This is a genomic window from Gordonia aquimaris (assembly GCF_026262595.1).
In the GTDB taxonomy this organism is placed as follows: Bacteria; Actinomycetota; Actinomycetes; order Mycobacteriales; family Mycobacteriaceae; genus Gordonia; species Gordonia tangerina.
On sequence record NZ_JAPKFM010000040.1, the window covers coordinates 1 to 25203 of the forward strand.

A 25203-nucleotide genomic window follows, 5' to 3' on the forward strand; every position below is an offset into this window, starting at 1 on the left:
CGACGTCTGATAAAGGTGCGCGGAGAACAGGTCCTTGCTCATTCCATTGAGCCGACCGTGATCGATCCACCATTGGGTAGCTGATAGGCCCGCCCCCAAGATGGAGGCCACTACGACGGCGACGAGGGACTCGTCGGCACCGACCGATTGGAGGCTACGGGCGAACTCGTCGGAAATAATATCCATTGCCGATCTCAGCTGATCCGCGGCCCCTCCCTCGCCGGACTCAGAATACTGAAACATGTGGTTCGTCATGAGGAAGCGGACGACCGCCGGATGCTCGTCGACCAATGACACGTATGCGGAGATCGCTGACCGGAAGAGCTCGTCGACGGAGTCCTGCTGTCCGGAGAGCAGAGTTGACTGTGCGGACTCCCACATCATCGAACCCAAACGTGCTGCCACAGCGGAATAGAGCCCAGCTCGGTCACCGAAATGGCGATAAAGCTTCGGCTTCGACGCCCCTGCCTCTTCCGCGAAGTCGTCCATGCTCACAGCGTCGCCAAACTTCTCGATCGCGCGTATTGCCGCGTCGACGAGTTCAGCCTTCACGATAGCGCGGTGGTCGTCCCAACGCGTGCTTCGTGCATCGCGCACACGACGTTGCACTTTCACCGGGGCTGCGGAGATTCGACGGACTACAGACATGACCCACCACGCTACCAGGATGGTTGACCGTCGCCCCAATAAGCACGTGGCGCACGCATGCAGTCGGCAGAGACATGGGTCGAAACGAGCTTCAAGCGGATCTGTCTAACCTGGCCACAGCTGAATTGAAGTCTTCAACGGCCTCTAGGTTGGACATGTGACCGACCTTGTCGAGAAGAGTGAATTCAAATAGAACGCCCTGCCGACCCAGTCGCGCTGCGAGATCCACCGAATGGGCCGCCGGGGTCAGTCTGTCGGCATCGCCCACGATGACCGCCGCCGGCACTGTCAGCGAGTCAACACCCCTGCTGACGTCGATTGTCGCCAAAACCGCACCCCACATCCCCCGCACCTGTGGTGGGCATCGCAACACGATGTCGGCGCACTCATCGATTACCTCGACAGTCGCGCCCGGGCCCAGGGTTCCGTAACGAATCAGGCGGCGAGACAAACGCGTGTCCTGCATCTCGGGTCCCGCGACCGCAAGACTAGCCGCGAAGGCCCGTTCAAGTCTCGGTCGTAGCTGGCGGGGAACTTTGAGTAACGTTGACCGATCCACCAACTGTGATGGCCCGGTGCTTGCCAGTACTACTCCGCGGGCCAGCTCCGACACCGAGGCTGGGTACTCAGCTGCCCAGCTCATGATGGACATACCTCCCATGCTGTGTCCGACCACGACAGCCTTGTCGGTGGGAGTGGCTACCGCCCGAACTACGGACTCCAAGTCATCGGCCAGAAGTCTCGCCGAGAACGGTACCCGGCCCCGGTCGCTCCACCCGTGTCCGCGTTGGTCGTAGACCACTACCCTATGCGTCGCCGCGAACTGTTCGATCTGTGGCCGCCAGAAACGCCCCTGACAGGCCCAGCCGTGACTAAAGACTAGAAGTGGAGCATCCCGGCCCGAGCCGAATTCCTGGGCGAACAACCTGGTTCCGTCGGAGGAGAGGACCTCGAGGTGCCGCGATCCTCGCGACTCGCTCGCTATCTCAGAGGTCATCGAAGCTCACCGTGACTGCATCCGTCAGCGGAAGTGCCTGACACGCAAGCCGTTCACCGTCGGCAATGTCATCTTCAACGAGGATGTGGTTTTGTGCCATTTCTACATCACCCTCAACCAGCTTGCATACGCACGCGCTGCAGGCCCCTTCTCGGCAGGAGTACGGGGCATTGTGACCTTGGGCCAATAGCACGTCGAGCAACGGAGTGTTGCGCGGCCACTCAGTCGTGATGGACTGCCCATTCAGATAGACCGTGGCGGTCGCCACACCATCGTCGTCACTGAGCTGACGCATCGTGGCTGTCTCGAATGGATCTCCGGTCAGTGACTGAAAGACTTCTCGATGTACCGAGGCGTGCTCGACACCGCAGGCCTCCGCCGACTTCTGAACCAGATCCATGAACGGCGCCGGACCACAGGTGTAGATCTGTGCACCGCGGTGCTCACGTATGGCGGATTCGACATCCTCAGGTGCCGGAATCCCCATAGCCGACTCCAACCAGTGGAAGACCGTGAAACGCTCGGGGAACTCGGAGGCGATCTGCGCCAGTTGGCCCTCGTACATGATCGACTCGGCATCGCGATTCGCGTAGAACAGTGTGACTTCGCCCCCGCCGCACACAAGCGCCGACTTAATCAGCGACAAGACCGGAGTGATCCCACTTCCTCCTGCAAAGAATAGAAAATCGACGTCGAGATTCTTAGCCGTGAAGTGCCCCGACGGCGGGAGGACGGTCAACTCCATTCCCGTCATCGCGTTGTCGCACAGCCAGTTCGATGCGTAACCGTTCTCCGTCCGCTTGATCCCGATCTCGAGACGGAAGTCCTCGACGTGAGGCGAGCTGCTCAACGAGTAGCATCGTGCGACATGACCGGTCCGATCAGATGGGATCTTCACGGTGATGAATTGCCCTGGGACATGCTTGAACTCCTCGACCATGGCATCGGGGATCTCGAACGAAATGGTGACGGAGTCTTTCGTTTCCTGGGTCACTTCTGAGACGCGCAAGGTGCGTGAGCGGGCTGCGGCAGCCGGACGTGCATCGGGTTCGACGGTCACTTGAGGATCCCCTGTCTACGTGCGACCGCGTAACCCGCCCGTGTCAGTGGCGCCGCGATGTCCTGGTAGCGGGGACCGATCACCCGTGCCACGAAGTCGAAACCGCGGGCGTCCGCACCGATCAACACTCGTGCCTTCTTCTTGTCCATACCTTTGAGGATTGTCGCCGCTGCTTTATCCGGGGTGCTTCGTGCGATCCTGTCGAACAGCGAGGCGACAGTCGCGGTGTCTGCCCCCATGGCGGAAACGCCTCGGGCATTGTTGACGATGTTGGTTTTTACACCCCCCGGGTGCACACATGTCACTGTGACCGGGTATCGACTGATTTTCATCTCCTGTCGGAGCGCCTCGGTGAAGCCTCTGACGCCGAATTTCGCGGCATTGTATGCGCTCTGGCTGGGGATTCCGATCAAGCCGAAGACGCTCGACGTGTTAATGAGATGTCCGTCCCCGGACGCGATCAGGTGAGGCAGAAACGCCTTCGACCCGTTAACGACTCCGCCAAAGTTGATGCCCATGAGCCAGTCGAAGTCTTCCCAGGTCATGTCGACCACGTCGACGCCCAAGGCCACGCCGGCGTTATTGAACACCATGTCGACGTGGCCCGACTCTGACCGCACTCCGTCGGCATAGTCCTGAAACGCACTGCGGTCCGCAACGTCTAGTACGGCGGCGGTTACCGTCGCCGCATACGTGGTGCGGCAAAGTTCTGCAGTCTCCTTCAAGTGCATCTCATCAATGTCGGACAGTGCCAGTGCGGCACCTCGCTCCGCCAACTGGAGTGCCAGAGACCGACCGATCCCTGACGCGGCACCGGTGATCACTGCCACCTTGCCTGTGTAATCATGCCGGTCAGAATTGCTCACTGTCGTCTCACCATTTCTACGAATCGTGTCTCTCCGTGCGTTCGGGCTCAGGCGATGTCGTACTCGGCGGGGTCGAAATCTTTTGTGGCGCGCCAGTACTGCCATGTGAAGCCCGGCCACACGGTCCGGTTGACGCCCTGCGAGTCGAGATACCAACTCGTGCAGCCGCCGTTGGTCCACACTCCCTTGGCCAGCTTCCGCTGGATGTCGGTGTTGAACTGTTCTTGCACGGACGGGCGTACGTCAACCTTCTCAGCGCCTCGGCTTTCTACTGTGTCGATGGCCTTCATGATGTATTTGATCTGTTGCTCGATCATGAACACCACTGAGTTGTGGCCGAGGCCCGTGTTGGGTCCGAGGAGGAAAAACAGGTTGGGAAAACCCTTGGTCGTGATGCCCAGGTGCGTGTTAATCCCCGTCTGATGCCAGTGGGACGGGAGATCCTCGCCAGTGGCACCTTTCAGGGCGAGCTGATCGAAACCATCAGTCACGTGAAAACCGGTCGCATAAATAATTACGTCGATGAGGTGCTCGACGCCGTCTGAGGTGATGATGGAATCAGCGGTGACCCTCTCAATCCGATCGCTGATGACGGTGGTGTTGGGCGCCGCAAGTGCAGGGTAATAGTCGTTTGATCCCAGAATTCGCTTACAGCCGATGCGATATGACGGGGTCAGTTTCTTGCGTAGTGCCGGATCAGAGATGGAGCGTTCAATGTTCCACCGAGCGACCCGTTCGATTGGCCGCATAAGGTTGGAGTGACCGTTGAGGCCGAAGGCTAGGCTCTCCGCACCCCAGTACACCGACCACCTGGCGATACGACGTGCAATCGGGAGTCTGCTCAGAAGAGTCCGCAGGGCCGGCGGAACGGTGAAATTCTTGCGGGGTAGGACCCAGGCAGGGGTTCGCTGGAAGACCTTGAGGGACATGGCCTCCTTCTGTACGAACGGCACAAACTGGATAGCGCTGGCACCAGTGCCGATCACGGCGACACGCTTGCCCTCCAGATCCACCGAATGATCCCACTGTGCGGAGTGAAACGCTTCGCCTTTAAAGTCCTCAATCCCCGAAATTTCGGGAAAATTGGGGATATGCAGCGCACCGACTCCTGAAACTACGAACTGAGCAATGTACTCACGTCCGGACTCAGTACGCAGGTGCCACCGCGACTCTGACTCGCTCCAGTATCCGGAAACCAACTTCTGACCGAAATGAATCTTTTGTGTCACGCCGCGCTTGTCCGCGACGTCTTGTAGATACCGCTCAATTTCTGGTTGTGACGACCACACCTTCGACCAGCTACCTCGACTTTCGAATGAGTACGAGTACATCAGCGACGGGACGTCACATGCACAGCCCGGATAGGTATTGTCGCGCCAGGTTCCACCGACGGAGCTTGCCTTCTCCAGGATTAGAAAGTCGCTGTACCCGCGACGTCTTAGCTGTGCGGCCATCCCGAGACCAGAGAACCCGCTTCCGATGATCAGAATCTTGGTCGAAATCGGGTCGTCGGTTGAGTCGGTTTTGGCGGCGGCGCGCGAGGCGCGCCGGGTAGTTGAAGATGCCATGTTTATGCTTTCTCCCTCGTGGGTTCGTTGGCACAACACATCACCTGCGCACAGTGGCAGCGGGTGATCTGTTGAGGCGGAAGTGATCGCGAAGCCATCGAGAATGCTCCGCACAGGTCTAACTGATGTCGACCGTGACGGCTCGGCCGCGTGAACGGAGATCAGCGGAGATCGTCGGGAAGGCTCCGCGTCGCGCGCCACATGGCCATTGTGAACTTGCCTTCCAGCATTCCCGCCTCATGGAAGAACCGAATCATGGGCTCCGACATGAACTGCAGGTTGGTCCGATAGTTTGGGCTGGTTTGTTGTGCCCATACGCCACGCCAGCGGCTAATTCCCACTGCGGGGTACACTTTCGGATTAATGAGCAGCGGGTACGCCAGGTTCGCGATGACGGCAAGCACCCCTCGGTGCCAAGCGCGCGTCGCCTTACGTCGACGCTGCATGCCTTCGATCATCTCCAGTCGCGCAAAGGTAATGTGACGGGCTTCCTCGAGGACATGGATCTTCATGAGCTGGCGAAGCTGAGGCTGCATACTGGGGTCGTTCATCGCCTCGCGCTGGGCGCGGTCCAGGATTTCCTCGATCAGCAGCGTGGCTCCGGACACCGACGGTCCGAGCGGGACGAAATGCAGGATCTTTGCGAAGCTCAAGAAGCCCTTAGGGAGCTTGTAAGGGGGCACGCCTGTTTTGTTAATGAGGCGCGCGAACATAGTGGAATGGCGGGACTCATCGCCGATTTCTGTTAGCGCGTATAGGGACTTCTGATCGGTTAGGGCCCCCTTTGCCGACATGCGCAGGAGCGCCGAACTCAAGAGGTTCTCTGCGTAGATGCCGAAACTGAGGATGCTCACGATCTCGTGGCGTCCCAGCTCGCGACGCTGCTCCTCGGTCATCTTGTTCCATAGTTTGGTGCCGTATAGCGACACCCGGTGCTCTGGCAGAAAGTACTTGCCTTCCTCCCAGGGCGACTCCCAGTCGATGTCGATCTCCGCGTCGTAGAACTTCTCCGCGGAAGACCGCAACAGACGACCTGCAGATCGTTCCATGTCGACGGGCTTGCGCCCGTTCACCCGGGCCATGCCCTCCTGTGAAAAGTCGGGCTTGATATGGGCATCCTGCACGGTCATGTCTTCTCCTCGGTCGTTCAAGGCTGGGAGTCGGGGCCTGGCGCCCAGTACCCATTACTCGCAGTATCTGGTACTGCTAGTATCCACGAACCGCGTTATTTGTCAACGCTCAATGCGAAGAAGGTAGGGCTGCATGTCTGACGACCATGACCTCGACTACTCCGGCGAAGGAACCCTGGTGTGCCGTGGGACGGAGATCCATGTCGAAGCGAAAATAAGAGGTTATTTCCAGCCGCTGAACGGCTTATACACCTGGTATGGCCGGATTCAGAAGAATGATGAGCTCGACGGGCTCCTGAAAGGCGCCCGCGCGATCGCTGTATTTACGACCGCTGAGGGGCGGGCGGAGTGTGTCGTCGGGGATCCCGACTTCTGGGGCCGATACCGCATCTCAGGTAAGAGCACCCCCCCATACCACCTGCCCACCACTCTCGAGGAGGTCGAAGACATGGCCGAGCACCACCACAAGTGACAATCATCCACCGCACGGACGTTCGCCAGACGGATCCGAACGATTGGGTCGCCCACTTCAGGTCGAGAGGATATTGCACATGGTGAGTTCGTCTCCCATTCGAACCCGCTCGTCGAGAGGGGGCGAGAAACTCGGCGAATACAGTCCGACCCTTGAGCGGGTTGCATGGTTTACCCTCCGCCGCAAAGGGATTGTGACGCTGGTTTGGCTCGGTGCCGCTATCGGCTTAGGCCTTCTCTTTCCTCAACTGGAGTCAGTGGTACGGGAACAATCTGTGGATCCGATCCCGGCCGGAGTCCCGTCTTTTCAGACCTTGGACCGTATGGGCGCCTCTTTCGACGAGCGCGGCGCCAAGACCACCGTATTCGTTGTGATGGAGAACAGTGCAGGCCTGTCCGACAACACCCGCGATCGATACCACGTGCTTGTCGACACCCTGCGGGCGGACGACAAGCACGTCATCGCCGTCCGAGACCTGCTGAGCGATCCCCTCACTGCGAGTCAGGCTCTCAGCAAAGACAAGCAAGCCTGGTATCTGCCCGTGGGAGTGACCGGCACACTCGGGGGACCCGATACCGCGGAGGCGGTCGCAGCGGTACGCGACACCGCGGAGAGAATCTTTCGCGACACTGAGACGAGAGTCCGTGTGACAGGCCCACCCGCGACCTTTAGCGACCAACTCGCCGTGGGCGAGTCGGATCTGGTCCTGATCACTGTCGCCACCGTGCTGCTGATCGCCGTGATCCTCCTCGTCGTCTACCGTTCGGTGTTCACCGCGCTGATGCCGCTGCTTGTCGTGGGCATGAGTTTGGCCGTGGGTCGCGGAGTTCTATCTGGACTAGGCGAGCTGGGCATGCCGGTATCCCAGTTCACCTCGATGTTCATGACCGTCATCATCTTCGGTGCCGGAGTTGACTATTCGGTGTTCCTCATCAGCCGCTATCATGAGGGTATTCGAGCAGGCAACTCTCCTGATGCCGCTATTGCCCACGCGAATGCAACTATCGGCCGCGTGGTTCTCGCATCGGCGGGCACTGTGGCCCTAGCCTTCCTGGCTATGGCCTTCGCCAAGCTCAGTGTGTTCAACACTTTGGGGCCGGCCTGCGCAATCGCCATAGCATTCGCATTCTTGGCGACGGTGACATTGTTGCCCCCCGTGCTCTCCTTCGCTGCCAAGAGAGGGGCCGGCCTTCCCCGCCGTGACCTGACGCGGGATTACTGGAGAAGAGTCGGAGTCATGGTTATCCGGCGGCCGGTCCCTCTGCTCGCGATCAGTGTAGTCGCGTTGATTGGCCTCGCCCTGGTCGCCGCAACAATCCAGATCACCTACGACGATCGAGAGGGGCAGCCAACTGACACAGGGAGCAACGAAGGCTACGCGCTGCTCAACCGCCACTTTCCGAAAGACATCATTATCTCGGAATTCTTGGTGGTGGAGTCCGAGAACGACATGCGCACGGCTCAAGGCCTTGCCGACCTCGACCAGTTGGCATCCCGCGTCGCGCAGATTCCCGGCGTGACCAGGGTCATTGGCGTGACGCGGCCAACCGGTGAGAAGCTGCAGCAGGCGCAATTGTCTTGGCAGAACGATCAGATCGGTACCAAGATCACCGAGGAGACCGGAGATGTACAGGCCCGCAAGGGTGATCTGGCCGTCCTGAAGACCGGATCAGAGCAGCTCGCCGGAGGCCTGGCACTGCTAGAAGACCAGATCTCATCCAATCTCGCTCCGCTGTCGGGGTTGCTAGACGAGGTGTCGTCATTTGGCCCACAACTCGATGAGTACCGGCCGTTGGTGAACCAACTCGCGAGCGCCGCCCCAACGCTTCGACAGTTCTCCCAGCGAGCGCCTGAGCTGTCTCAACTCGCACGTCGGGCCCAGTCTGCGGCAGACGCGGTCGCGCCAGCGTTGTCCGCATTGGAAGCTCCGTGGTGTCAGCAGATCGCGCAGTGCTCGGCACTGCGCGCGCAAACGGCCGACATCCGGGCACTCGCGGATGATCAGTCGCTCGCGAGGGTGGCTAACTTTGCCGCGCAACTCGGCCGCGTGAGTGCGCCAGGCTCTACCGACATGGCACAGCTGCAGCGTTCTCTTCAAACGCTGAATTCTGCACTACAGACCATCGGTGGACAGGACCTCGGGAACAGGGTCTCGCAACTCGAGTCCGGCGTCGGCGCACTCGCCGACGGCGCACGTCAGTTGTCGAACGGAGTCGGGGCTTTGGTGGACAGCAACGTTCAGCTACTCGGTGGACTAGCACAGGTCGCCGCACAGCTTCGGGCTCCCGCCCGCGAGATCGGCGATTCTGATTCGGCAACCGGCTTCTATCTCCCCGCGGATGCGTTCAAGGACCAGCAGTTCAGTCAGGTCGCTCGACAGTTCATCTCGCCCGACGGGAAAACCGTGCGCTATGCGGTACAGACCTCCTACGACCCATACTCTGCCGATGCAATGACGCTGGCGAACGAGCTGTCTAGCGTCGCCGAGAACGCGATGCCGAACACCACTCTGGAGGGCGGACGTGCTTCGGTCGCGGGCTTTCCTGCGATCAATGCCGACGTCCAGCGGTTGTTGTCGTACGATTTCAAACTGCTTGGCATAGCCACACTTCTCATCGTGGGTCTGATCCTGATGCTGTTGTTGCGGGCCGTCGTTGCACCGGTCTATCTCCTTGCAACCGTCGTCTTGAACTATATGGCGGCTCTTGGTATCGGTGTGCTCGTACTTCAACACATCCTCGGTGCCGGGATCGCCTGGCCAGCTCCACTGGTGTCGTTCATCGTCTTGGTGGCGGTGGGCGCTGACTACAACATGCTGCTGGTCTCACGCCTGAGAGAGGAGACGAGAGCGAGCGTGCGGGTCGGAGTAATGCGTACCGTCGCCTACACCGGTTCGGTGATCACCTCGGCCGGGTTGATCTTCGCAGCCAGCATGTTCGGGCTGATGGTCGGCTCCATCGATGTGATGGTGCAAATCGGGTTCATCATCGGTGTCGGTTTGCTGCTCGACACGTTCCTGGTGCGGACCTTAGTAGTCCCGGCACTAGCGGTGCTGCTGGGCACTGCAAGCTGGTGGCCGGGTGACATCGACCGCTTCCGGCGCGCCCCGGGACCATCGCAAAAGACACGCGGACGAACCCATGGGGATCTGACAAGCGTCGGTCCCTGAACTTCCCGACCATCCCGTCAACAGGTAAGGATCGGCATAGGGCATGACGCGGCACGGTCGCTCGTGATAGACGAATTGCGTCCGTACAACGCTAGACGGTATGGGTGACTCCACGGCGATGTGTTGGGGGTTGCGGGCCGGAGCCTCACGCACAGGGACTGAACGACCCGAGGTTTTGTGCCGCCTCCATTGTGGGCTGGTCCTCGGGCCGAGGCCAGAGTAGTGGAGCGTTTCGAACTCGGTCGGGGGGATCTGGCCGATACTCGAGTGCAGCCTGCTGTTGTTGTACCAGTCGACCCAACCAGCGGCCGCGAACTCGACGTCGGAGACGGTCTTGTACGGGCTGGAGTGGAAGATCGTGGTCCCGCTGTACGCCGGCGGCATGACGTTGCGCGATATCCAACACCATTTGGCCGCCACGATCGGCACCGATCTCTCGCACGAGACGATCTCCAAGATCTGCGACGAGGTCCTCGACGCGGTCGACGAATGGCAGAACCGGCCGCTGGAGCCGTTGTGTCCCGGCATCTACCTCGACGCGCTGGTGGTGAACGTCAAAGACAGTTCTCATGTTCGAAACAAGCACGCCCACATCGCTATTGGCGTCGACATGGCCGGCGTCAAGCATGTGCTGGGAATCTGGATACAGGCCGAAGAAGGCGCCAAGTTCTGGGCCGGGGTGTGTGCGAATCTGGCCAACCGCGGCGTCAAGGACGTGCTGATCGTGTGCTGTGACGGGCTCACCGGATTCCCCGAGGCAATCGAGGTGACCTGGCCGCTGGCCACCGTGCAAACCTGTCTGGTGCATCTGATCCGCAACTCGATGCGGTTCGTGAACCACAAAGACCGCAAAGACGTGGCCCGGGCGATCAAACCGATCTACACCGCCCCCGACGCCGAGACCGCCCGCCGCGAGTGGGAAGCCTTCCGCGACTCGGAACTAGGCGCCAAATATCCGAGTGCGGCAATGGCTTTCGACCGAGTCTGGGATCGGTTCATCCCCTTCCTGGCATTCCCGCCCGAGCTGCGCAAAGTCATCTACACCACCAACTCGATCGAGTCATTGAACTACCAGCTCCGCAAGGTCATCAAGAACCGCGGACATTTCCCCAACGACATCGCGGTCCGCAAACTCTTGTGGCTGGCCATCTGCGACATCGAAGACAAACGAGCCGCTCAACGCCTCAAAGAACGCGGGACCAGGCGGTCACAGCCCCGTAAGGCCCTCGGACGACTGGTCGAGGGACAGGTCGTCACCAACTGGAAACAGGCCCTCGGACAACTCGCACTGGCCTACCCCGACCGGATCGAACCCCACCTCAGCTAGACCCCACAGACCACAAGAAAATCAGGAGCCACGTTCTTACACAGACATCTTGACAAGCTCTCGAGCCCCCGCGCACCAAGAGACCGCCCCGCGGCAGAAGCCACGGGGCGGTGTGTTCTTCTGTGAAGCGCTCAAGCGGTAGCTTCGTCTGATCCGGACTCGATCGATCCGGTGACCAGTTCGCCGACGATGTCGGTAATGATTGCGCCCACGATAGCCTCGGCCATGATGGTGGCCCCTTCGATGTTGTGTGCTGATGACTGCGAATGTGGAGCGCTGGCTGCGATGTCCACCTCGCAAACTCTACGACGCTCGATAAAACGGCGCCCAACGAACGATGAGTGAGAGATGAATGGCCGCGCAATTCCCAGTGACGGTTCTGTCTTTCCCACCGGGGCCATCGGGCAGACGGATCGCTCCAATAAATACGTGCCCACCGAACGCTGAGGACGTTCGGTGGGCACATCTGTGCCTTACCTCGGCGGTGTCCTATCTCGGCCAGTGCGGACGCGAAGCCGACCCCGTGCGGCGCTAGTTCGATACAACCGGCAGCTCGCCCTGCTCATGCTTCGCGCGCAACACCTTCTTGTCGAACTTGCCCACGCTCGTCCGTGGTATCTGCTCCATGAACGTCCAGTTGTTCGGGATCCACCAGTGCGGGATCTCCTCCGGGCAATTTCTTAGGCACCACTCGTGGAGCGTGTCAGCCGACACTTCGCGACCCGGTGCCGGAACCACAACAGCGAGAGCTGTCTCCTGCCATCGGGGGTCGGGCATCGCGACAACCGCGGCCTCGGCGACATCCGGGTGCGACATGATCCAGTTCTCGAGCTCCACTGACGAGATCCATTCGCCCCCGGACTTGATGACGTCCTTGGACCGGTCGGTCAGCGTCAGATACCCGTCCGGACTGATGTGTCCCACGTCGCCGGTCCGCAACCAGCCATCCCGAAACCTCTCGGTGTCCTCGAGTCGGTAGTAGCTGCCTGTGACCCACGGACCCCGCACTTCGAGTTCACCGACGGACTTGTCGTCACGGGGAACAGGCAGGCCGCCCTCGTCGATGAGGCGCATCTCCACCCCGCAAATTGCCCGTCCCTGTCGCTTGCGGTAAGATATTTCCTTTGTGGGGCCGATCCCGGCGGGAGGCCGACCTACCGCTGCAAGCGGGGACGTCTCAGTCATACCCCACGCCTGAATAATCTGTACGCCGAAGCGGTCCGCAAACCCCTCGATCAACGACTGCGGGACGGGAGCTCCACCACAGGCGACAAGGTCGATCGATGACAAGTCGACACCCGGATTCGCGATACCGTACTGAAGAAGATCGTTCCAGATTGTCGGTACTGCTCCTGCCTTCGTGGGGCGATGTTGTTGGATCATGTCAGCGAGCGGCGCTGCTTGAAGGTATCGATCAGGCATCAGCAAGTCCGCGCCGGCCATCAGCGACGCGTAGGGCAGACCCCAGGCGCTGGCATGAAACATCGGCACGACGGGAAGTACACGATCGGCTTCTGCGATCGCCAGAGCGTTACCGGTACACGCTGCCATGGAGTGCAGAAACACCGAGCGATGACTGTAGACGACCCCCTTGGGATCGCCTGTAGTGCCGCTCGTATAACACATACCCGCAGCCGACCGCTCGTCGGGATCGACCCAAGAGAACACTGGGGATTCCGCTGCGAGCGCGTCATGATATCGCATCACGGTCACGCCGTGCCCGTCGAGCGGGGAGGTGTCGCCGTCGCCGGTAACGAACACAACCCGAACCGTCGCCAAGCCCGGTAGGACCGCCGCCAACAACGGAACCAGCGACCCGTCCACGATAATGACCTTGTCTTCGGCGTGGTTCGCGATGAACTGCAGCTGAGCCGGTGACAACCGGATGTTCAGCGTATGCAGCACCGCGCCCATCGCGGGTACCGCAGCGTACGCTTCGAGGTGCTCCTGGTTGTTCCACAGCATCGTTGCCACGCGGTCGTCGCCGACCACGCCGACCCGACGCAGAGCATTCGCCAGACGTGCGCATCGCTCTTCAAGATCGCCGTAGGTCGCATACCGGGCAGAGCCGTTCACGGAATAGGTAATCACCTGCCTAACAGTGTGATTGGTTGCGACGTGGCGCAGTATCGATGACACTGTCATCGGCACCTCCTGCATGGTGCTTTTCATCTAACTCTCCTTTCGCGGCGGACGCTGGATCATTCGGCAGGTCCGTAATCCTGGATCTGCCAGCCGTTATCGGTCTTCAGCACGACGACTTTCAACAGTGTGGGGAGTTCGCTCGGCTGAGGGTTCTGAACATTCTGGGTCTTCTGGGTGGCGAAGACCAGCACCGTGTATTCCCCCCGGTTCTCGCTGGCGCTGCCGGTGACGCTGGTCGCCAGTACGCGTCCCGCCGCTTGGACCTTGGCCTGTTTCATGATTTGGGTCAGGGTGGGTTCGACATCGTCGTATCGCTTGACCAACGCATCGCTGGCATTCTCTTTCACTTCGGTAAAGAATGCGTCGGTGTTTTGGTAGCTGTACGTGAGCGACTTTGTGGTGTAGTCCGATGCTGCCTGCGCTGCCTGCGCTCGTTGTGTGGCGGCGTCCTCCAGGGACGTCTTTGCTTGCCGCATGTCAATGTAGAGGTAAGCAAAGAGCCCGGCCAGCACCGCGAGTACTACCACGAGAGCACCGACGGCCACCACCTGGAGGCGTGCTGATCCCCAGCGCTGCTCGGCCTCGGACGTCGGGGGGCTTGCCTCGTCCGAGGCGGAAACGTCCTGTGACGTCGCAGGTTCTGTGGCACTAGTGGCGTCGCCGCGGTCTGCCTTATCGGAAGCCGTAGTCAGCTCATTTTCGGTGCCGCTGTCCTCGGATTCTGATCCGTTGTCGTGTGCGGTCATTTGCTGCCTTCTGTAAATGCTGGGGTAGGGGGGGGAGACATCGGGCGTCAGCGGGGTGATGGTGTGACGGCGATCGGGATTTGCGCCTGTCCCCGATGGGACGCGGGGAATGTTCGCGCCAGGAGATCACCGATCGATCCGAAGTCGACGTATGTGTCTGCGACTTTCGCCGTCGCCGGTTTGACCGCGCGGGTGATGGCGACAATGTCGGGCTGAAGTATCTGGATGTAACCGCTGAGCTTTTCCACTAGCTTCAGGATTGGTGGCCATTTGTCGTAGGACGTAGAGGTGAAAACGATGAACGCACGTTGGATTCTCGCCAAACCGTCGACGGCATCCGGGGTCCGGACCGACGCGGTACTGAGCACACCGCCCACGTTCGACATGAGGCCCAGGAGGAACTCGGCATTGTCCGCGGTGGTACGGACCGCACCGTCGTCACCGACGAAGTCCACGAGGCGGTGCATCATGTCTCCGATCGTGTCGAGGTCCTTTTGCCGGCCGTCGACTGCAGCCGAGATCGTTTCGTTGATGGTCTGAATCGATGCTGGATCGAGCGCGTCGGCCACTGCCGACATTTTCGGGAGCACCTGGGGAACGGATTGGGACACGTGGATGGCGCTGGCGGGCACTAGGTCCCCACTACGCAAGTACTCACTGGTGGTGGTATCCGGTGGGATGAAGTTGATGTATTGCTCTCCCGCGACCGAGAGGTTCTGGATCGTCATGACACTGCCGCGAGGGATCTTGTAGCCGGAGTCGATGGACATGTCGACGGCGAGCTGATTATCTGTGACGCGAATAGATGTCACCTTGCCCGCCGGCACCCCCTCTAGCATCACCGGCGATGTGTCGAGCAGGCCGCCCGAGCTCTTGAGTATGGCCGAGATCGTGTAGTCGGAGCGGAACGGGTTTATTCGTGCCACGTCGATGGTCAGGTATGTTGCTCCGACGAGGAAGACGACGACAAGGGCAACCAGGGATACGACGGTGCTGCGGATCATGGCATCATTCCGATCGCTCGCAATACGTTAATGAACGACCCGGCATCACGTCGGGCTAGATCTTGGCCGTCGATAGACACGTCGGAAACGTTGATATCTGGCGAGCTGACGAATGGGATGAGCTTCTCGCGTATTACACGCGTCGCCTTGTCGGAAACATCCTTGGAGTAGATGTCCGAGTACGCGATGGACGCGATTACCGGCGCGATCGCTCCTACCGTTTCCTTGATGCGGGAATACTCAGGGTCGACGATACGGCCGGCAGATACTGCGAAGTCGCGCAGGTTGGCGATAAGTAGCGCGACGTCAATTAGCGAATAGCCCAGACCATAGAAGTTCACTCCCCCCTTGGTCAACATTCGGTCAGTACCTGACGGGTCGGCCAGGATCACTTTCAGTGTGCGATCGGCCGACTGCAGGACTACGTCGAGTTTGTCGGTGTTGGCGGACACCTCAGACACGGTGCGCAACGTCGTGCGGTAAAGCGTATCGAATTGGGCGGGGTCACTCGGAAAGGTCGAGTTCAGTGTCGATATCGCGGTATGGATTTTATCGAGTTCACCCCCGCCCAGTACATTAGCCATCCCCCGCATCACGTCCTCGACGTTGGCAGCCGGTTCGGTGCGTGAGAGAGGTATTACCGATCCCGCGTGCAGCAAGGCTTGGGTGGACTGCTGTGCGGGGGGAAGGATGGCCACATAAATCTCGCCCAGGAGAGTGTCTTGGCGGAGTTCCGCGCGCGAATCTTCCTGCAGTTGGGCGTCTTTATCAATTCGGGCGGCAACCAGCGCGTGGCCTCCGTCGTACGTGACGCTGGTGACGGCACCGACGTCAATCCCTCGAGAGAGGACTTTGGCACGGGCAGGCAAGTTCAGAGCACTCGTGAACTCGATCTCGATGTCGTAGCCGTCTCGGGCGGATGATCCGCCGATGGTCGGCGGGTTGTCGGCGTTGATGCTGCAGGCGGCGAGGGCGATGGTCGCTGCGAACAGCGTCACGATCGCGGCCGTGACACGGCGAAGGTAGCCGTAGGTCATCATTGAGATTGCCCTCCGATCAAGTTAGCGATCGTCGCCACTTCGTTACCCGTCCTGCAGACGCCGTTGACGGGGGGAGAGGCACACGCCGTTCTTAGGGTCTGCAGTGGGACAGACACGGCGAATGCCCGCAGGATCGACTTCGCATCCGGATGCTTGACGATGAGGTCAGCCGTTCGAGCGGCGACGGTCGCCAGGATGTTCTCTTGCTTGCCTACTTGCGCGAGGAGTGGAACCGCAGCATCACCAATTGCGAAGATCGGTGGACCGAAGTCGGACGCCAATCGCGACAGGATGGGGACGAAGGTACCTGCGTACTCTGTTGCGGCGCCGAATGTTTGACCGAAAGCAACAATCACCTCGATTGCGCCGACGAAGTTGTCGAACAGCTGGGTCACCTCAGCACTGTTCTCGGTGGCAACACCGGTTAAGGTCGCGAGGTTGGCTACAATTCTGCGTATCTGACCATCACGCCGGGTCGGATCGTTGATCAGCGTGGCCGAGTCCTTGAGAATGCCAGAGATATCGCCCTGGGTTCCCTCCATGTTCTTGGAGACGAGCGTGAGCGCCTGGAGAATCGCATCGGTGTCACGTCCGCCGTCCTTGACGAGTTCATCGGAAAGAGTGCTGATCGCGTCGAGCGTTTGACTAATCCCCAGTGGAGTCCTGGTTTTGTTCAGTGGTATGCACTTGGCCGACTCGTAATGCTCTCCGCCGCGATAGGGATGGGTGAACTCGATTTGTCTTTCGGTGACAATCGAGGTGGACACCAGGGTGGCCCCCACATCCGCGGGAAGCGGCACGGTCTTGTCGATCCGCATGTCGACACGCACGCCCCTCTGGCCCTCCTCGTGAATGCCTACGACCCTGCCCACCTTCTTGCCGAGCATCGCGACGGAGTTGCCTTCGTACAGACCTGATGCGTCGGAAAACTCCGCACATAGTGGCCGCGTGTCGTCGTCGGCTGTCGCATAGTTGATTCCTACGGCCGCGATCACTACTGCCAGTGTGACGATGGTGGCGATCGGGATCAGATGCTGACGCATCCGCTCTGTCAGCATTTTTGATCACCACTCGGGATGCAGATGCGGACAGTCGGTTCAGGACTCGCTGGACCGACCTCTGGAGCGTCGAGAAGAATGCTCAGTCGTCTGGTGATCTGATCGACCTGGGTCAGCGCGTTTGCGTAGGCGGGCATCTGGGCCGACACCTTGTTCAGAAGGGTCTTGAACTGTTGTACCGATGGTTCTATTCCGTCGCGGTACGCGACAAGCGGTCGGGTCAGTAGCTTGAAAAGACGGCGCAGATAATCGAATCCGTTCTGGACGTTGGCGATGTCTGGTCCAAGGGTGCGGGCAAGGAAGCTGAGCTGGCGGAGGAAGTCCACGAGTACCTGCTTGCGGTTTGCGAGGGCGGCGACGTACTCATCGGACAACGTCATCGTCTTGTCGAGTTGTGCGTACTGACGTTGCAGTAGGTCCATCAGGCTGCTCGCGTTTTGCAGGGCATCAGGGATATTGGTGTTTCCGTCGGAGAAAGCATTCTGTAGCAGCGCCGCTGTGCGCCGTAGATCAACACCACGCACGTCACGGAACACCGGTGTGGTTGTCTCAAGCGTGCTGGAAATGTCGTAGGTGCTGCTTGTCTGCTCCAGTGGGATTGCACCGTCGAGGGCCGACGGGCCTGAACCTGGGTCGAGGTCCAATACACGTCCACCAATAGGGGTGATGAGACGGACGTTCGCCGTCGCGTCCGACCGAACGGCAATCGAGTCATCCAGCCGGAATCGCACGGTGATGAACGTTCCGGTCAGGTCGACTGACGCGACCTTGCCTTTCCTGATCCCGGCGATACGTACCTGGTCGCCGGCTTCCAATCCGCCGGTATTGACTAACTTGGCACTGTAGATAGTTTGTCCGGGCGGTGAGATGTACACAGCACCCGCCACGACGAGGCCGGCCACCGTGACCATCGTAACGACTCCCGCCAGGATGAGGTCGCGCCGACGCTGCGGGCGGTGATGCGGACGCTTATCGAAGAAGCGGGTCACTGGCACACCACCAGTCGTTGACCCATCAGGGCGATCTGCGCTGTTCTCGGTAGGTCGAGCACTCCTCGGGCGCACCCTGCCGCCGAGGACGAAGGTGTCGCTTTGGATGTAGTTTCCAGGGCGTCCAGGAGTGGCTTCAGGAGAACGGCACCGTTCAGTAAGCTTTCTGTATCCCCTGGCTCCCGCACCAATCTCTGATAAATGGCCGCGAAGCTGGTGTCGTAGGTCGACTCGATCTGCTCACCGGAGAGCACAGTCTTCGCCATCGAACGGTTGACCTCCCGCAGCGAGGCCCTCAGGCGATCGCTCACGCGGCTGAACGCATCGACGATTGACCCCAATTTGTCTATCAACTCGACCAGTTCGGCGGAGCGCCCCATCAACTGATCAGACACCTGTCCCAGGCTCGTCACAATGTTGGTGATGATCTCTGAACGCTGGTTCCCGTACTCGGTGATGTTCGCGACTTGCTTCATGACTGGTGCGATACCTCGACCGTCCCCCTGGGCGACCCGTAGCAGGTTCGACTGAAGCTCATTGATCTCGGCCGTATTCAATGTATCGAATACTGGTTTGAAACTGTTGAATAGTGTCGATACGTCGAACGACGGGACGGTCTTGTTGAGTGCCACCTGTGTGATCGACTCCTGGTCGGCGCCTTGTCCGGCATTGATGAGCTCCACATACCGCTGCCCCAGCAGGTTTTGGTAACGGACGGCGGCAGTCGTCGCGGGGGTAATCGAGACGCCGTCGTCCAGTTGGAAACGGACGATCGCTGTTGATCCCTTCAGGTCGACAGCCGTTACATATCCCACCTTCACTCCAGCGAGTCGTACCCCGTCGCGGGGCTTGAGTCCGGAAGCGTCGGCAAAAACCGCGGAACGCTGCGAACTGGAGGATCCTTCGTTGGTCGGCTGCAGAATCGCGATGATGACATACGTAAGGACGCCGATGACAGCGGTGAACGCGGTGATCTTAATGATTGTGGGTGTCAGAGACCTCAGAGTCATCCCGTGGGCCCCCCCATTCTCAATGCGCTTTGTAGAGCAGGTGAGGTCTGGACCACCAGTGCTAGCTGGAGCTGGACTCGGTCGCCGAATTTCGGCAAGGCTTTGTCGATGCCATCGAGGATCTGCGGGATCGTGTACACCGTGCGAACGAGCCCCGAGGCGGATCTGGCGACGGGCCGCGCTAGATCAAGGCCGACGTCTAACAGCGAACTCAGGGCCGGGTAATTCTTGTCGAGCAGTCCGCCGAGTGCACCGAACAGAACCTTTCCCGTGTCGCCGAGATTGCTTTTCGTGCGATCGATGTTCTGTTGAGTGGCGAAAAAGTCAGCGATATCGACGTTCTTCAAGACGCCAGGGACGAACGGCGTCATGAAGTCGGCGACTCCGGTGGACAGATTGGCTGCAATTTCTAGGTCCTCCCCGACCGGCCGTTTCTGGACATCCCGCGTGAGCTTCGCGATCTGGAATACGAGTTTTCCGCTATCAGACATTGCCTGCGAATCCTCGACGATGAACCTCACCACCGCTTCGAACGAGGGCTGGTCCAGTGCCTCGACCAGCGTGGAGATCTTGCGAACAAGTGTTGACACCGAGGTCTGTTCAGACTGCAACCTGCTTACGTAGACACTCCCGCCGGAACCGATGGGCGGTCCGTGTCCAGGATCTACGATTTCCAGTGCCGTCGGTCCCAGTGCGTTTGCCGAAGTGTAATTCACCGTCATGCCCTGCCGGAGATCTAGGTCGTTGCCGGAACCGGTGAAGTTGATTTTGACCGTCGCGCCACGGTCTCGAACCGAGATGCTCGAGACCTCGCCCACGGTGAACCCAAGGTACTTCACTTCCGATCCCCCCTTCAATCCGTCGCCTATCGCGTCGGTGTTGATGGTCAACGACGTGTGATCGCTGAAGTCACCGTTAGCGTCACTTATCAGTAAGTAGGCAGCTATCGCGCCGAGGATTAAGAGGGCGACCCCCCGAAGGACCAGGTTCCCGTGCGATGGTTCGCGCCCGGACGGATCATGAAAGACAGCCACTGAACCCCCCTACCCAGAAATCCGTACGCCGGAATCGAATCCCCACATCAGAAGTGTCAGAATCATGTCCTCCACGACGATGACGATGAGGCTCGTGCGGATCGCTCGGCCGGACGCCCGGCCTACCCCCTCAGCTCCGCCTGTGGCGAAGTAGCCCTGATAGCTATGGATAATCACTACGGAAACGACAAATACAAGAACTTTGATGAGCGAGAAGATAAGGTCCTGAGGTTTGAGGAACTGGTCGAAATAGAAATCATAAGTGCCGCCGGATTGGCCGTGTACCTGTGTGACGACGAGCTTAGCGGCCGCGAATCCGAGAATAAGCGCGATGATGTACAAAGGAATCACGGTCGTGATCGACGCCACTACGCGAGTGCTGACGACGAAGGGAATGGGACGTACCGCCATAGCCTCGAGAGCGTCGATCTCCTCGGAAATGCGCATCGAGCCTATCTCAGCTGTCAACCGGCAGCCGGCTTGTGCTGCGAACCCGATCGCAGCGATCATTGGCGCAAGCTCTCGGGTGTTAGCGTAGGAAGAGATGAATCCAGTCAGTGAACCCATCCCTACGAGGTCCAGCGAGGCGTAACCCTGGATACCGATTGAGGCGCCGACGGCGATGCCGAGGATGGCGAGGACGATGGCCGTTCCACCACCGACCAAGACTGCACCTCTACCCCAGGCGAATTCTTGTATGTAGAGCAGGGTTTGGCGCCGGTATGTGGTGATGACATGGCGGATGCCGAGGACCGCGGCGATCACAAAGGTCGCGACGTGCCCCAAGCGTTCAGGTACTTGTGCAACGGGCGCGATCACGGCACCGACCGGCCGGGTGGCGGCGGAGAACCTCCGGGAGGGAACGGTGGTCACGAGGCGTTTCTCATCCAATGGTTTGGGGGACGAACATGGTTGTTAGTTGCGTGATAAAGACATTGATCACGAAGCACGCGACGACACCCAGCACTACGGTGGCATTGACCGAGGTTGCGACGCCTTTAGGGCCGCCCTTCGTCGACAGCCCGCGGTGACAAGCAATCGTCACCACGACAAGTCCGAACACAAGCGATTTGCATAGAGCGACAACGATGTCGGTTACCGATGCGAACGACGCGAACGATGCGACATAGCTGCCGGGTGTGATGCCTTGGACATCGACGCTGATGGCGTAGCCCGCCAGCAGCCCGGTGAAGACGATCAGCATGCAGAGCATCGGCGCAGTGATCAACACAGATACGAACCGAGGTGCTACGACGCGCCTGGTGGGGTTGAGTCCGAGTGTCTCCATGGCGGCAATTTCTTCGCGAATCGTTCGAGCGCCCAAATCAGAGGCAATCGCTGATCCGGCCGCGCCCCCGAGTAGAAGGGCGGTAACGATGGGCGCTCCCTGTTGAATGATCCCGAGGCCCCCAGCGGCGCCAGCAATTGACGTGGCCCCAACTTGCTGAGTGAGGCTTCCCACTTGTACCGACACGATGACACCGAATGGCACAGCTACCAGAATCGCGGGCAGAGTCGTCACGACAATAACGAACCAAGTCTGCGATACGGCTTCGCGAAACGGAAACCGTCCCGTAGCAATGTCTACCGCTACCCACCGCAGGGCCTGGCCAGCCAAGCCGAGGGTGCTACCGAAAGTGGCGGCGCCGTCCAGGAAACGGTTGGCGCCGGTCCGAGTGGTGATGGACCTCTCCTTCCCTCGTACACGGGGTATGCGCCGCTTAATGCTGGTGCGCGTTATGGACGGTACCAGGTACTGGCAGTATTACCTATAGTGTTTACAGAAAGACCGTGTCGGGACCTGCTCCCACACCTCATCGACCCCCGCACCCTGTTTGAGTAGGTGGCGGCTTAGTAAGGACAACGATCAGAAGATGACCTCAGAAGCAAGACTGCCGGCGCACTCGTCCCAGTGCATGGGCTGCGGAAGCGAAAACCCCCACGGACTTCAACTTGAGGTCTACCGGAGTGGCGAGCGGGTGTACGCCGATCACACCTTCGACGAGAGGCACCTTGGCGCGCCCGGGTTGGCGCACGGCGGAGCGATCTCGGCCGCTTGCGACGACATCATGGGTTTCACCCTGTGGATCGCGCGGACCCCCGCGGTGACCCGCACCCTGACCGTCGAATACCGTCAGCCGGTCCCTCTGCACACTCCCATTCGCCTCTCTGCTTGGATTGACCACGAGTCGGATCGCCTACTGCACATCGCGGCCGTTGGATCGTTCGATGATCGAACGTATTTCACCTCTAGCGGTGTCTTCGTCAAGGTCGACGTCGCTCATTTTCGACGGTATGCCGACCTATCAACAATCGATGACTTCTTCGCCAACTTCACGCGTACAGACTGACGCCGCAGGGGGGACTGTCGCTGATTCGGTGTAAGTGGTTTGATCGCCCCCGGCGTGGGGCAGGAGGAATCACGACGATGACCGACACAGTCGAGGGCGTGGATGCCCTGGTGGCAGGGCCAGTTGAGACTGGTCAAGAACACGATGTCACCACCGCGGATGAGGTGCGTGAGTGAGTAGCCGGCCGATCTACGCCGCGATCGGGGTTGATCTCGATGGGCACAAAGACATCCTCGGCATGTGGGCTGGCGACGGCGGCAGCGAGTCGGCCACGTTCCGGCGGGCGGTGCTCACCGACCTCAAGAACCGGGGTGCCAGGGGCATCTTCTCCCTTGTCTGTGACGGCTTGAAAGGGTCGCCCGACAGTGTGTCTGCCGCGTTTCCGTTGGCCACGGTACAGACGTGCATCATCCATTTGATCCGGAACACCTTCAAGTACGCCTCCCGCAAGTATAGGGACAAGATCAGCGCCGATCTCAGACCGATCTACACCGCGCTGACCGCCGCTGAGGCCCGGCTGCGATGGGAGGAATTCGCTGAGAAGTGGGGCACGCCGTACCCGGCGATCGTGACCCTGTGGGAGAGTGCGTGGGAGGAGTTCATCCCGTTCCTTGACAACGACGTCGAAATTCGACGAGTGTTGTGCTCCACCAACGCTAGCGAAAGTCTCAACGCCCCGCTAGCGGCGTGCGGTGCGCGCTCGAGGGCACTTCCCGAACGAGCAGTCCGCACTCAAAACGCTCTACCTGGTGACGCGGTCGTTGGATCGATCCCGAAGGGTATGTTGACGGCGCCTGAAAACTGACCCCCTGACGACGGGTGAATTTTGACCCCCGTCTTGTTAGGAGGGTGATTTCAGTGGAGCAGTGGGCGGAGATCCGCCGTTTGCATCGCAGTGAGGGTGTGCCGATCAAGGAGATCGCGCCGGTTGGGGGTGGCCCGTAACACGGTGCGGGCGGCGTTGGCCTCAGACACCGCGCCGAAGTACTCGCGACCGGCGAAGGGCTCGGTGGTCGATGCGTTCGAACCGCAGATCCGGGCGTTGTTGCGGGAGTATCCGACGATGCCGGCGACGGTGATCGCGGAGCGGATCGGGTGGACGAGATCGTTGACTGTCCTCAAAGACCGGGTCCGGGTGATTCGCCCGGAGTTTCGTGGGGTAGATCCGGCCGATCGGGTGATCTATGAGCCCGGCGGCTGTTCGCAGTGGGATCTGTGGTTCCCGGACTACCGAATCCCAGTGGGCCACAATCAATTCGCCATGTTACCGGTATTGGTGATGACATTGGCGTTCTCCCGATACCGGTCGGCGGTGATGATCCCGTCGCGCCAGGGCGGAGACATCCTGACGGGGATGTGGCTGCTGCTGTCGCAACTGGGCGCGGTGACCCGCAAGCTGGTGTGGGACCGCGAAGCCGCGATCGGCCCCAAGGGCACACCCACCGCGCTGGCCGCAGGATTCGTGGGCACCTTGGGCACTCGGCTGGAGCTGGCGCCACCGCGAGACCCCGAGTACAAGGGCATGGTCGAACGCAACAACCGATTCTTCGAGACCTCGTTCCTGCCGGGCCGCCAGTTCGCCTCACCGGACGATTTCACCGCCCAGTTCGATCGGTGGCTGGCCGATCATGCCAACACCCGAGTGGTGCGCGCGATCGGTGATCGACGCCCGTGTGATGCGCTCGCCGAGGACCTCGAGCAGATGGCCGGGCTTCCCCCGACCGCACCTCATATCGGGTTGAGTAGCCGGGTGCGACTCGGTCGCGACTACTACGTACGTGTGGCCGGCAATGACTATTCGGTGCACCCGTCGGTGATCGGTCGCTTCGTCGACATCACCGCCGACCTGCAGCAGGTGCGCATCCAGTGCGGCGAGGTCACCGTCGCCGACCACGCTCGCAGCTGGGCCAACCACGTCACCATCGCCGACCCTCAGCACGTGCGGGCAGCCAAAGAACTGCGCCGCGACTACCGCCGCCAAGACCTCGCCAACCGGGCCCGAAACGCCGCCCGCATCCGCGCCCACCCCGACGGCCACGAGGTACCGATCCGGGCGCTACCAGACTACGACGACCTGTTCGGGGTGCACTTTGCTACCCCGTCAGGTGCTCAACCACCCACCCCGTCCACTATCACTGAAAGGTGAAATACCATGTCCGACAATCACACAGGTAAGCAGATCGAGTTCGCGGCGCGGGCGTTGAAGATGCCAGCGATCCGCCGCTGCTGGGCCGAGTTGGCCGAGCGGGCCCGCACCGACAACTGGACCCACGAGGAGTACCTCGCAGCGATCCTTGACCGCCAGGTCAGTGAACGCGAAGCCAACGGCACCGTGCTGCGGATCAGTGGCGCTCGCTTCCCCGCGGTCAAGACACTCGAGGACTTCAACTTCGACCGCCTTCCAGGATTGCGTCGCGATGTTATCGCCCATCTGGCCACCAGCACCTGGATCGCCAAGAGCGACAACGTGATCCTTCTCGGACCACCTGGAGTGGGTAAGACCCACCTCGCGATCGCGCTCGGGATCAAAGCCGCGCACAACGCCTACCCTGTGCTCTTCGACACCACCACCGGATGGGTCACCCGCCT

The 25203-nt window shown here is 60.3% G+C and carries 21 protein-coding genes and 4 pseudogenes; 7 read left to right on the top strand and 18 right to left on the bottom strand.

The window, feature by feature from the left end:
- From OSB52_RS23555 to OSB52_RS23580, 6 genes are all read right to left on the bottom strand, one after another.
- Positions 1–648, bottom strand: a 648-nt coding sequence (locus OSB52_RS23555) for a TetR/AcrR family transcriptional regulator (RefSeq protein ID WP_266063745.1), incomplete at its 3' end; no start/stop codon positions are given.
- A 91-nt stretch (positions 649–739) separates the two neighbouring features.
- Complete coding sequence (locus OSB52_RS23560) at positions 740–1645, bottom strand: alpha/beta fold hydrolase (protein ID WP_006369630.1); 906 nt, start codon at positions 1643–1645, stop codon at positions 740–742.
- Positions 1635–2705, bottom strand: coding sequence for a ferredoxin--NADP reductase (locus OSB52_RS23565; protein ID WP_005195189.1), 1071 nt, complete (start codon positions 2703–2705; stop codon positions 1635–1637). Before OSB52_RS23565 ends, OSB52_RS23560 begins: the two co-directional genes overlap by 11 nt.
- A complete protein-coding gene (locus OSB52_RS23570; protein WP_006369629.1) occupies positions 2702–3571 on the bottom strand; it encodes an SDR family NAD(P)-dependent oxidoreductase in 870 nt (289 codons plus the stop codon). The genes OSB52_RS23565 and OSB52_RS23570 overlap by 4 nt, the downstream gene beginning before the upstream one ends.
- A 47-nt stretch (positions 3572–3618) precedes the next feature.
- Positions 3619–5139 (bottom strand): flavin-containing monooxygenase, encoded by a 1521-nt coding sequence (locus OSB52_RS23575; protein ID WP_005195187.1) that lies wholly within the window; start codon positions 5137–5139, stop codon positions 3619–3621.
- Between the two features lie 161 nt (positions 5140–5300).
- Positions 5301–6269: an AurF N-oxygenase family protein gene (locus OSB52_RS23580; protein WP_005195186.1), complete on the bottom strand. Its 969-nt coding sequence runs from the start codon at positions 6267–6269 to the stop codon at positions 5301–5303.
- 133 nt (positions 6270–6402) lie between these two features.
- Between OSB52_RS23580 and OSB52_RS23585 the strand changes: the two genes are divergently transcribed.
- Positions 6403–6741: a DUF4873 domain-containing protein gene (locus OSB52_RS23585; protein ID WP_005195185.1), complete on the top strand. Its 339-nt coding sequence runs from the start codon at positions 6403–6405 to the stop codon at positions 6739–6741.
- 79 nt (positions 6742–6820) lie between these two features.
- Positions 6821–9910 (top strand): MMPL/RND family transporter, encoded by a 3090-nt coding sequence (locus OSB52_RS23590; RefSeq protein WP_006438828.1) that lies wholly within the window; start codon positions 6821–6823, stop codon positions 9908–9910.
- A 192-nt stretch (positions 9911–10102) separates the two neighbouring features.
- Here the strand turns inward: OSB52_RS23590 and OSB52_RS23595 are convergent.
- Positions 10103–10273: pseudogene (locus OSB52_RS23595) on the bottom strand (integrase core domain-containing protein); the annotation flags it as partial.
- Here OSB52_RS23595 and OSB52_RS23600 point away from each other — a divergent pair.
- Positions 10266–11237 (top strand): annotated as a pseudogene (locus tag OSB52_RS23600) (IS256 family transposase); the annotation flags it as partial. The pseudogenes OSB52_RS23595 and OSB52_RS23600 overlap by 8 nt on opposite strands.
- 131 nt (positions 11238–11368) lie before the next feature.
- Here OSB52_RS23600 and OSB52_RS23605 read toward each other — a convergent pair.
- The 11 genes from OSB52_RS23605 to OSB52_RS23655 all read right to left on the bottom strand — a co-directional run bounded on the left by OSB52_RS23605 (position 11369) and on the right by OSB52_RS23655 (position 21881).
- Complete coding sequence (locus OSB52_RS23605; RefSeq protein ID WP_005195129.1) at positions 11369–11530, bottom strand: hypothetical protein; 162 nt, start codon at positions 11528–11530, stop codon at positions 11369–11371.
- Positions 11531–11768: 238 nt separating this feature from the next.
- The gene (locus tag OSB52_RS23610; protein WP_266063751.1) at positions 11769–13409 is read right to left on the bottom strand and encodes a long-chain fatty acid--CoA ligase; all 1641 of its coding nucleotides are present in this window, start codon (positions 13407–13409) and stop codon (positions 11769–11771) included.
- Positions 13410–13438: 29 nt separating this feature from the next.
- Positions 13439–14128, bottom strand: a complete 690-nt coding sequence (locus OSB52_RS23615; RefSeq protein ID WP_005195127.1) for a hypothetical protein — start codon at positions 14126–14128, stop codon at positions 13439–13441.
- A 47-nt stretch (positions 14129–14175) separates the two neighbouring features.
- Entirely contained in the window at positions 14176–15132 is a 957-nt protein-coding gene (locus OSB52_RS23620) for an MlaD family protein (RefSeq protein WP_005195126.1), read from the bottom strand.
- Entirely contained in the window at positions 15129–16172 is a 1044-nt protein-coding gene (locus OSB52_RS23625) for an MlaD family protein (RefSeq protein ID WP_005195125.1), read from the bottom strand. Before OSB52_RS23625 ends, OSB52_RS23620 begins: the two co-directional genes overlap by 4 nt.
- Positions 16169–17230: an MlaD family protein gene (locus tag OSB52_RS23630; protein ID WP_005195124.1), complete on the bottom strand. Its 1062-nt coding sequence runs from the start codon at positions 17228–17230 to the stop codon at positions 16169–16171. Before OSB52_RS23630 ends, OSB52_RS23625 begins: the two co-directional genes overlap by 4 nt.
- Positions 17224–18219 carry an MlaD family protein gene (locus OSB52_RS23635; RefSeq protein ID WP_005195123.1) on the bottom strand — a complete coding sequence of 332 codons (996 nt, stop codon included), beginning with the start codon at positions 18217–18219 and terminating at the stop codon, positions 17224–17226. Before OSB52_RS23635 ends, OSB52_RS23630 begins: the two co-directional genes overlap by 7 nt.
- Positions 18216–19229, bottom strand: a complete 1014-nt coding sequence (locus tag OSB52_RS23640; RefSeq protein WP_005195122.1) for an MlaD family protein — start codon at positions 19227–19229, stop codon at positions 18216–18218. Before OSB52_RS23640 ends, OSB52_RS23635 begins: the two co-directional genes overlap by 4 nt.
- On the bottom strand, positions 19226–20263 hold the full coding sequence (locus OSB52_RS23645) for an MlaD family protein (protein WP_005195121.1): 1038 nt from the start codon (positions 20261–20263) through the stop codon (positions 19226–19228). Before OSB52_RS23645 ends, OSB52_RS23640 begins: the two co-directional genes overlap by 4 nt.
- A 9-nt stretch (positions 20264–20272) precedes the next feature.
- Positions 20273–21136 carry an ABC transporter permease gene (locus OSB52_RS23650; protein ID WP_006369623.1) on the bottom strand — a complete coding sequence of 288 codons (864 nt, stop codon included), beginning with the start codon at positions 21134–21136 and terminating at the stop codon, positions 20273–20275.
- A 10-nt stretch (positions 21137–21146) separates the two neighbouring features.
- Positions 21147–21881 carry an MlaE family ABC transporter permease gene (locus tag OSB52_RS23655; protein ID WP_005194985.1) on the bottom strand — a complete coding sequence of 245 codons (735 nt, stop codon included), beginning with the start codon at positions 21879–21881 and terminating at the stop codon, positions 21147–21149.
- 256 nt (positions 21882–22137) lie between these two features.
- Here OSB52_RS23655 and OSB52_RS23660 point away from each other — a divergent pair, with 256 nt between their 5' ends.
- The 4 genes and pseudogenes from OSB52_RS23660 to OSB52_RS23675 form a co-directional block, all read left to right on the top strand.
- On the top strand, positions 22138–22614 hold the full coding sequence (locus OSB52_RS23660) for a PaaI family thioesterase (protein ID WP_005194983.1): 477 nt from the start codon (positions 22138–22140) through the stop codon (positions 22612–22614).
- Between the two features lie 172 nt (positions 22615–22786).
- Positions 22787–23381 (top strand): annotated as a pseudogene (locus OSB52_RS23665) (IS256 family transposase); the annotation flags it as partial.
- 82 nt (positions 23382–23463) lie between these two features.
- Positions 23464–24760 (top strand): annotated as a pseudogene (istA, locus tag OSB52_RS23670) (IS21 family transposase).
- A 6-nt stretch (positions 24761–24766) separates the two neighbouring features.
- The coding region (locus OSB52_RS23675) for an ATP-binding protein (protein ID WP_006369622.1) at positions 24767–25203 on the top strand (437 nt) is incomplete at its 3' end.

Bases quoted from the DNA above. Each gene is read 5' to 3' on its own strand.
- OSB52_RS23560 (WP_006369630.1), bottom strand. From the start codon at position 1,645: ATGACCTCTGAGATAGCGAGCGAGTCGCGAGGATCGCGGCACCTCGAG.
- OSB52_RS23575 (WP_005195187.1), bottom strand. From the start codon at position 5,139: ATGGCATCTTCAACTACCCGGCGCGCCTCGCGCGCCGCCGCCAAAACC.
- OSB52_RS23580 (WP_005195186.1), bottom strand. From the start codon at position 6,269: ATGACCGTGCAGGATGCCCATATCAAGCCCGACTTTTCACAGGAGGGC.
- OSB52_RS23585 (WP_005195185.1), top strand. From the start codon at position 6,403: ATGTCTGACGACCATGACCTCGACTACTCCGGCGAAGGAACCCTGGTG.
- OSB52_RS23590 (WP_006438828.1), top strand. From the start codon at position 6,821: ATGGTGAGTTCGTCTCCCATTCGAACCCGCTCGTCGAGAGGGGGCGAG.
- OSB52_RS23610 (WP_266063751.1), bottom strand. From the start codon at position 13,409: ATGAAAAGCACCATGCAGGAGGTGCCGATGACAGTGTCATCGATACTG.
- OSB52_RS23615 (WP_005195127.1), bottom strand. From the start codon at position 14,128: ATGACCGCACACGACAACGGATCAGAATCCGAGGACAGCGGCACCGAA.
- OSB52_RS23620 (WP_005195126.1), bottom strand. From the start codon at position 15,132: ATGATCCGCAGCACCGTCGTATCCCTGGTTGCCCTTGTCGTCGTCTTC.
- OSB52_RS23625 (WP_005195125.1), bottom strand. From the start codon at position 16,172: ATGATGACCTACGGCTACCTTCGCCGTGTCACGGCCGCGATCGTGACG.
- OSB52_RS23630 (WP_005195124.1), bottom strand. From the start codon at position 17,230: ATGCTGACAGAGCGGATGCGTCAGCATCTGATCCCGATCGCCACCATC.
- OSB52_RS23640 (WP_005195122.1), bottom strand. From the start codon at position 19,229: ATGACTCTGAGGTCTCTGACACCCACAATCATTAAGATCACCGCGTTC.
- OSB52_RS23660 (WP_005194983.1), top strand. From the start codon at position 22,138: ATGACCTCAGAAGCAAGACTGCCGGCGCACTCGTCCCAGTGCATGGGC.